The organism is Pseudundibacterium arcticum (genome assembly GCF_042646465.1).
GTDB classification, from domain to species: domain Bacteria; phylum Pseudomonadota; class Gammaproteobacteria; order Burkholderiales; family Burkholderiaceae_D; genus Undibacterium_A; species Undibacterium_A arcticum.
In genome coordinates, this window is record NZ_JBHRTP010000018.1 from 1 (window position 1) to 7,029 (window position 7,029).

Annotated in this window: 6 protein-coding genes; 3 read left to right on the plus strand and 3 right to left on the minus strand. The window is 61.6% G+C overall.

Features of this window, described 5'->3' with window-relative positions; translation table 11 throughout:
- Nucleotides 1–325 precede the first annotated feature (325 nt).
- The 3 genes from ACFOFO_RS06225 to ACFOFO_RS06235 all read left to right on the plus strand — a co-directional run bounded on the left by ACFOFO_RS06225 (nt 326) and on the right by ACFOFO_RS06235 (nt 4,501).
- The gene (locus ACFOFO_RS06225; RefSeq protein ID WP_390331156.1) at nt 326–802 is read left to right on the plus strand and encodes a Smg family protein; all 477 of its coding nucleotides are present in this window, start codon (nt 326–328) and stop codon (nt 800–802) included.
- A gap of 336 nt (nt 803–1,138) precedes the next feature.
- On the plus strand, nt 1,139–3,787 hold the full coding sequence (locus ACFOFO_RS06230) for a DNA topoisomerase III (protein ID WP_390321802.1): 2,649 nt from the start codon (nt 1,139–1,141) through the stop codon (nt 3,785–3,787).
- 369 nt (nt 3,788–4,156) lie between these two features.
- Nucleotides 4,157–4,501: a DUF4870 domain-containing protein gene (locus tag ACFOFO_RS06235; RefSeq protein ID WP_390321800.1), complete on the plus strand. Its 345-nt coding sequence runs from the start codon at nt 4,157–4,159 to the stop codon at nt 4,499–4,501.
- 183 nt (nt 4,502–4,684) lie between these two features.
- On the opposite strand, the gene ACFOFO_RS06240 is transcribed toward ACFOFO_RS06235, so the two are convergent.
- From ACFOFO_RS06240 to ACFOFO_RS06250, 3 genes are all read right to left on the minus strand, one after another.
- Nucleotides 4,685–5,605, minus strand: a complete 921-nt coding sequence (locus ACFOFO_RS06240; RefSeq protein ID WP_390321798.1) for a cation diffusion facilitator family transporter — start codon at nt 5,603–5,605, stop codon at nt 4,685–4,687.
- A 157-nt stretch (nt 5,606–5,762) separates the two neighbouring features.
- A complete protein-coding gene (locus ACFOFO_RS06245; protein ID WP_390321796.1) occupies nt 5,763–6,263 on the minus strand; it encodes a methylated-DNA--[protein]-cysteine S-methyltransferase in 501 nt (166 codons plus the stop codon).
- A gap of 57 nt (nt 6,264–6,320) precedes the next feature.
- Nucleotides 6,321–7,029, minus strand: a 709-nt coding sequence (locus tag ACFOFO_RS06250) for a DNA-3-methyladenine glycosylase family protein (RefSeq protein ID WP_390331157.1), incomplete at its 5' end; no start/stop codon positions are given.

Below are 7,029 nucleotides of genomic sequence, written 5' to 3' on the forward strand. Positions count from 1 at the left end.
GCCTTTCAAGTGCGGAATTTCAATACGAAGCATCAAGAATGCAACACTACACTAGGAGCACACCACCCGCTTGCGCCAACGCAAAGTGTGGCCGAATCGGCGCGGCGCCCCTCCAACACTTACCAGTTGCATAGTCGAGCTATCCAGATGGCGGCGGCATTCAATTTTCGCGGGAGTATATGCCAAAATGGGTGATTTACCGCAAGGAATCAAACGGGATAAAAAAATACTGCACCCGGTATTTCCCGTCAGATGCTCCGCGGCAAGATTGTCCCGTTAACGGTTTATGCTTGTGCGGCGACGAGGCTGACGATATAGTAGAACCATGTTCGATATTCTTGTTTACTTGTACGAAACCTATTACCGGCCCGATGCCTGTCCCGACACGGCGGCGTTGACCAAAAAGTTGTCGGCGGTCGGTTTCGAAGAGGACGAGATCTCCGAGGCGCTCGACTGGCTGACCGATCTGGCCGAAACCACGCGTGACTTCGCGGTCGACTATCCGCAGCAAAGCGCATTTTCATTCGGGACGCGGATCTATGCGGACCAGGAATTCGACGCGCTCGGCTCACCTGCGATCGGTTTCATCCAGTTCCTCGAGTCGGCCAAGGTACTCAATGCGCTCCAGCGCGAAATCGTGATCGAGCGCGCGCTCGCGGTCCACGAGTCGCCGATGCCGCTCAACAAGCTGAAAGTGATCGTGCTGATGTTATTGTGGAGCCTGGGGCAGGAGCCGGACGCGCTGACGTTCGACGAGCTGTTCCTGACCGACGACGAGCCGGAACCACGTCTGTTGCATTGAAGTCACAAACCGCACACAGCGCCGCTGCCGTTGATACTGGACTCGTTTTTGCGCGGCGCCGACCGTTCCCTTCCATTGCCTTTCCGTCATCTCATCGTCCCCTGCGCTTGCGGATTTGCGCCCAGCCCGCATATGATTGTTCGCAGCGTTGCTTAATTGGCAATTCGAATTGGCAATTCGATTCGGAAATGCGCGTGCCGGCGCTGATGATGCATTTACCGACTCTTTGCGCACACTGGACGCACCAGCAGTGTGCAAGACAGATAAGTTGGTTACACTATCGGCAAAATTCGCCATGAGCGAATCTTGTACCTGACGCACACTTCGAGACCCACTATGACCAAAACCCTCATCATCGCCGAGAAACCGTCCGTCGCGAACGACATCGCGAAGACGCTCGGCGGCTTTACCAAGCACGATGAGTATTTCGAATCCGACCAGTACGTGCTGTCGTCGGCAGTCGGCCACCTGCTCGAAATCGCGGTGCCGGAAGAGCACGATGTCAAGCGTGGCAAATGGAGCTTCGCGCATCTGCCGATGATCCCGCCGTATTTCGCGCTGAACCCGATCGCCAAGACCGAATCGCGGCTGAAGGTGCTGAACAAGCTGATCAAGCGCAAGGATGTCACCGCGCTGATCAATGCCTGCGATGCCGGGCGCGAGGGCGAGCTGATTTTCCGCCTGATCGCGCAGAACGCGAAGGCCAAGCAGCCGATCAAGCGGCTCTGGCTGCAATCGATGACGCCGGGCGCGATCCGCGACGGCTTCGCGCATCTGCGTTCGGACGAGGAAATGCTGCCGCTGGCTGACGCCGCGCGCTGCCGCTCGGAAGCGGACTGGCTGATCGGCATCAACGGCACGCGCGCGATGACCGCGTTCAACTCGAAAGAAGGCGGGTTCTACCTGACCACCGTGGGCCGGGTGCAAACCCCGACCTTGTCGATCGTGGTCGAGCGCGAAGAAAAGATCAAGGCTTTCGTGCCGCGCGACTTCTGGGAAGTGCGTGCCGACTTCGTCTGCGCCGCCGGCATCTACGAAGGCCGCTGGCTCGATACCAAACACAAGAAAGACGAGCTTGATCCCGAGAAACGCGCCGAGCGGCTGTGGAGCAAGGCCGCCGCCGACTCGATCGTGGCCGCCTGCCGCGGGCGCCAGGGCAGCGTCACTGAAGAATCAAAACCGACCACGTCGATGGCGCCGGCACTGTTCGACCTGACCAGCCTGCAGCGCGAAGCCAACTCGCGCTTCGGCTTCTCGGCCAAGAACACGCTGGGCTTAGCGCAGGCGCTGTACGAAAAGCACAAGGTGCTGACCTATCCGCGTACCGATTCGCGCCACCTGCCGGAAGATTATCTGGACACCGTCAAACAGGCGCTGGAGACGGTATCCGAGAACAACAACTACCAGCAGTTCGCCGCGCAGATCCTGAACAAGGGCTGGGTCAAGCCGAACAAGCGGATTTTCGACAACACCAAGATTTCCGATCACTTCGCGATCATCCCGACCACCATCGCGCCGAAGAATTTGTCCGAGCCGGAACAGAAGTTGTACGACCTGGTGACACGGCGCTTCATGGCGGTGTTCTTCCCGGCCGCCGAATTCCAGGTCACCACCCGCTACACCGAGGTGTCTGGCCACCAGTTCAAGACCGAAGGCAAGGTCATGACCAATCCGGGCTGGCTGGCGGTATACGGCAAGGAAGTGGCTAGCGACGACGACAAGGAAAACGCCGGTAACCTGGTGCCGGTGGCGAAGGGTGAAAAGGTCCAGACCGACAAAATCACCGCCAACGGCCTGGTCACCAAGCCGCCGGCGCGCTACACCGAAGCGACCCTGCTGTCGGCGATGGAAGGGGCCGGCAAGCTGCTCGACGACGAAGACCTGCGCGAGGCGATGGCCGGCAAGGGGCTCGGCACGCCGGCCACGCGCGCCGCCATCATCGAAGGCCTGCTGAACGAGAAATACCTGCTGCGCGAAGGTCGCGAGATGATCCCGACCGCCAAGGCGTTCCAGCTGATGACGCTGCTGCGCGGGCTCGGCGTCAACGAACTGACCGCGCCGGAACTGACTGGCGAGTGGGAATACAAGCTGTCGCAGATGGAAAAGGGCAAGATCTCGCGCGAGGAATTCATGCGCGAGATCGCCCAGATGACGCAGATCATCGTCAAGCGCGCCAAGGAATACAGCAACGACACTATTCCCGGCGACTATGCGACCTTGAAAACGCCGTGCCCGAATTGCGGCAGCGTGGTGAAGGAAAACTATCGCCGTTTCGCCTGCACGAAGTGCGAATTCTCGATGAGCAAGACGCCCGGCAGCCGCCAGTTCGAGGTGGCCGAGGTCGAGGAATTATTGCGCAACCGCAGCATCGGGCCGCTGCAGGGATTCCGCTCCAAGATGGGGCGGCCGTTCGCGGCGATCCTGAAAATATCGCGCGATGAGGACATCAACAACTTCAAGCTGGAGTTCGATTTCGGCCAGAACGACGGTGAAGGCGAAAACGGCGAAGGCGTCGACTTCACCGGCCAGACCGCGCTCGGCGCCTGTCCGAAATGCGGCAGCGGGGTATACGAAATGGGCCTCGCCTATGTCTGCGAAAAATCGGTCGCGAAGCCGAAAGCCTGCGACTTCCGCAGCGGCCGCATCATCTTGCAGCAGGAAATTCTGCCCGAGCAGATGGCGAAATTGCTAAACGAAGGCAAGACCGATCTGTTGCCGGGCTTTATCTCGCAACGCACGCGCCGGCCGTTCAAGGCCTTCCTGGTCAAGGGCAAGGACGGCAAGATCAGCTTCGAGTTCGAGGAACGCAAGGCCAAGGCGCCGGCCAAAGGCAAGGCTGCTGCTACGGTAGACGTCGACACCGCCGCAGCGCCTGACAAACCGGTGAAGAAGGCCGCCGTCAAGGCACCGGCCAAGACCGCAGTCAAGGCGACCGCCAAAAAAGCCGCGCCGAAAAAGGCGTCCGCCAAAAAAGTCGCAGCCTGAACTTCGCTCCGGACAGCACCATCCTGATGCCGTAATGGTGCGATGACTGCGGTCGTCCCAGCCGCTTCGCCCAGCTCAGGACATGCCCTTCGACAAGCTCAGGACATGCTTCGGCGGGCTCAGGATAAACGGCCCTGCGGCCGCGCCGGGACCGTCTTGCGTCGCACCGCACCGGCTTTGTTCCAGGCCATGCCGGCCATCACGCTCAGCGACCGACGCCTCAAGCAGTCCTGGCGCCCCGGGCTTTCAGGCGTGGCCGGCGCACTGGACAGTTGATTTTTCCACACATTTTTGTCACACAAGTGCGCTATGATTTGTGCGCTTGCTAGCAATTGTTGGATCCCGAACAACTCAAACAGAGGACATGGCATGAATGACATCGAACAAAGCAATCCCAGCAAGGACGATTGCAATATCGCCATGCTGGCGCATTTGCTGGGCATCTTCACCGGCTTCGTCGGCGCGCTGATCATCTGGCTGCTGAAGAAGGACAGCTCCGCCTTCATCAACGAAGAAGCGCGCGAGGCGTTGAACTTCCAGATCACCATCACGATCGGTTATCTGATCGCGTCGGTGCTGATGTTCATCCTGATCGGCATGTTGCTGCTGCCGATACTGTATGTCGCCAATATCATCTTCTGCATCCTGGGCGCGGTCGCAACGTCGAAGGGACAGTCGTATCGCTATCCGTTTGCGGTGCGGCTGGTGCAGTAGTACTCGCGCAATAGATTTAAAAAAAACCCGCCGGACCGCATGGTCCGGCGGGTTTTTTATTGGCTTGGCGGTCGGCGATGCTGAGGACCCTAAGCGGTAGGATGGGTGCAACCCATCTCGTCGACCCGGCCCGGCCCGGCGATGGGTTTCACCCATCCTACCGCATTACTCTGCCGATCGCGCTCAGTCCTGGCCCGCCACCACATCCGGTTCAAAGAAACACCATTTCGCCTGCGGCCATTGCGTCTGCAGGCTGTGTTCGACCGCATTGATCGCATCGATCAGCGCCGCGTCCGACGGCTGCGGCTGCATCTTGGCCTGGACCGCGATCATCAGCTGTTCGCCCCATTGCAGCGTGATCAGGTTGATCACATGCTCGACTTCGGGGCGCGCCGCGATATGCGCCTTGATCGCGGCATGGGTCTCGGGCGCGGCCGATTCGCCGGTGATCATCGCCTTCACTTCGCGCGTGATGATGAACGCGACCAGCATCAGCAGCACGCCGACCGCAATCGAGCCACAGGCATCCCACAGCGGATTGCCGGTCACCACCGTCAGCACCACCGCGCCAAACGCAATCGCCAGGCCGGCCAGCGCGGCGATGTCTTCGCCGGCGACCACCATCAATTCCGACTGCCGCGTTTCGCGGAACCATTGCATGAAAGGCTTGCCACCGGAGACCTTGCGGATCTCGGTCATCGCGCCGCGCAGCGAGAACGCTTCCAGCGCGACCGAGACGCCGAGCACCAGCAATGCGACGGTCGCGTTTTTCAGCGGCGCCGGGTGCTGCAGATGGCTATAGCCCTCCATTACCGAAAACGCGCCGCCCACGAAAAACAGCAGGATCGCGACCATCATCGCCCAGAAATACACGACCCGGCCGTAGCCCATCGGATGCAGCTCGTCGGGCGGTTTCTTCGCTTCCTGCATGCCGCGCAACAGAAAGATCTGGTTGGTGCAGTCGGCCAGCGAATGGATCGCCTCGGCCATCATCGCGTTGGAGCCGGTAAACAGCGCGGCGCCGAACTTGGCAACCGCGATGCCGCCGTTGGCGCCGAGCGCATAGAAAATCGCCTTGGTCGAACCTTCTGAATTGGATGACATGGAGTGGTCGGTACGCAGTGAACAAAGCCGTCACCTTAACGGCTGGCCGCCGCTTGCGCAAGTGCCGCGTCAGCCATCAATCCGTGGCGCCCCGAAAAGATTTGTCCGGCCAGTATTGCGACCAGCGCCATGCTTTGATGGCGACATAGCCAATTTTCTAGAGGAGTATCTGTTCCTGCCCACTCTCGAGCGCGAGCAGGAAGCGCTTGCGCTCGAGCCCGCCGGCATAGCCGACCAGCGCACCGGCAGCACCGATCACACGGTGGCAGGGCACGATGATCGCGATCGGGTTGCGCCCGTTCGCGGCGCCGACTGCGCGCACCGCCTTCGGATTGCCGATCTTGTGCGCCAGTTCGGCATAGCTGCTGGTGCGGCCGAACGGAATCGTCAGCAGGCCGCGCCACACGCTGCGCTGGAATTCGGTGCCCTGGGTATCGGGTATATCGAGCGGCAGTTCGAACCCGCGGCGCTGGCCGGCGAAATACGCGTCCAGTTGCTGCACCGCCTGTTGCAGCAGCGGATGCTGCGGATCGTGCTGCCAGCCGGCGATGCCATTGAAATGACGTTGGTCTTCAAATACGGCGCTGCGCAGACCGCGCTCGGTGGCGGCGATCAGCATGGTGCCGAGCGGGCTGTCGTGTCCCAGGTAATGAATCATGGTATTGCCTCCTTGCTGATGTGATGTCGCGCACTCGCCGCGCAATAAGCCAGCGCATTAAGCCAGCGCATGCCACAACGCCAGCGCCGCATAGCCGCGCCACGGCGCCCAGTCCTGCGCGCGCGCGTGCAACTGCTTTTCGGTGAGACGCTCTGGTGCGGCATCGATCAAGGCCGCCGCCTTTTGCAAGCCGAGGTCGCCGGCCGGGAATGCGTCGGGGAAGCGCAGCGCACGCAGCGCGATGTAATGTGCGGTCCAGTCGCCGATACCGCGCACCGTCTTCAGCTGCGCGACGGCGGCGTCGAGCCCGGTGCCGGGCCGGATATTGAGTCCGCCGTCGGCAGTGAAGCGCGCGAAATCGATGATGGTCTGCGCCCGCGTTTGCGGCATGCCGAGCTGCGCGACGTCGCCGACCTCGGCCTGCGCCAGTTGCTGCGGCCGCGGGAAGTGCCGCGTCACCGCCGCAAACGGGGTGGCGGCCGGCTCGCCGAAGCGCGCCAGCAGCCGGCCCGAGATCGTGGTGGCGCCGGCCACGCTCACTTGCTGGCCAAGGATCGCGCGGATCGCCAGCTCGAACGGCTCGAACGCGCCCGGCACGCGCAACCCGGCCTGCGCCGCGATCTGCGGCGCCAGTCCGGCATCCTGCGCCAGATGCGCTGCGATCACGGCCGGATTCGCATCGAGGTCGAACTGGCTGCGCACGCGCGCCAGCAGCGGCATCAGCACGCCGGCCAGCGAGGCCGACACATGCAGCCGCAACTGGTCG

Excerpts from the sequence above, each read along its gene's own strand:
- ACFOFO_RS06225 (WP_390331156.1), top strand. The coding sequence starts at position 326 with ATGTTCGATATTCTTGTTTACTTGTACGAAACCTATTACCGGCCCGAT.
- ACFOFO_RS06230 (WP_390321802.1), top strand. The coding sequence starts at position 1,139 with ATGACCAAAACCCTCATCATCGCCGAGAAACCGTCCGTCGCGAACGAC.
- ACFOFO_RS06235 (WP_390321800.1), top strand. The coding sequence starts at position 4,157 with ATGAATGACATCGAACAAAGCAATCCCAGCAAGGACGATTGCAATATC.
- ACFOFO_RS06240 (WP_390321798.1), bottom strand. The coding sequence starts at position 5,605 with ATGTCATCCAATTCAGAAGGTTCGACCAAGGCGATTTTCTATGCGCTC.
- ACFOFO_RS06245 (WP_390321796.1), bottom strand. The coding sequence starts at position 6,263 with ATGATTCATTACCTGGGACACGACAGCCCGCTCGGCACCATGCTGATC.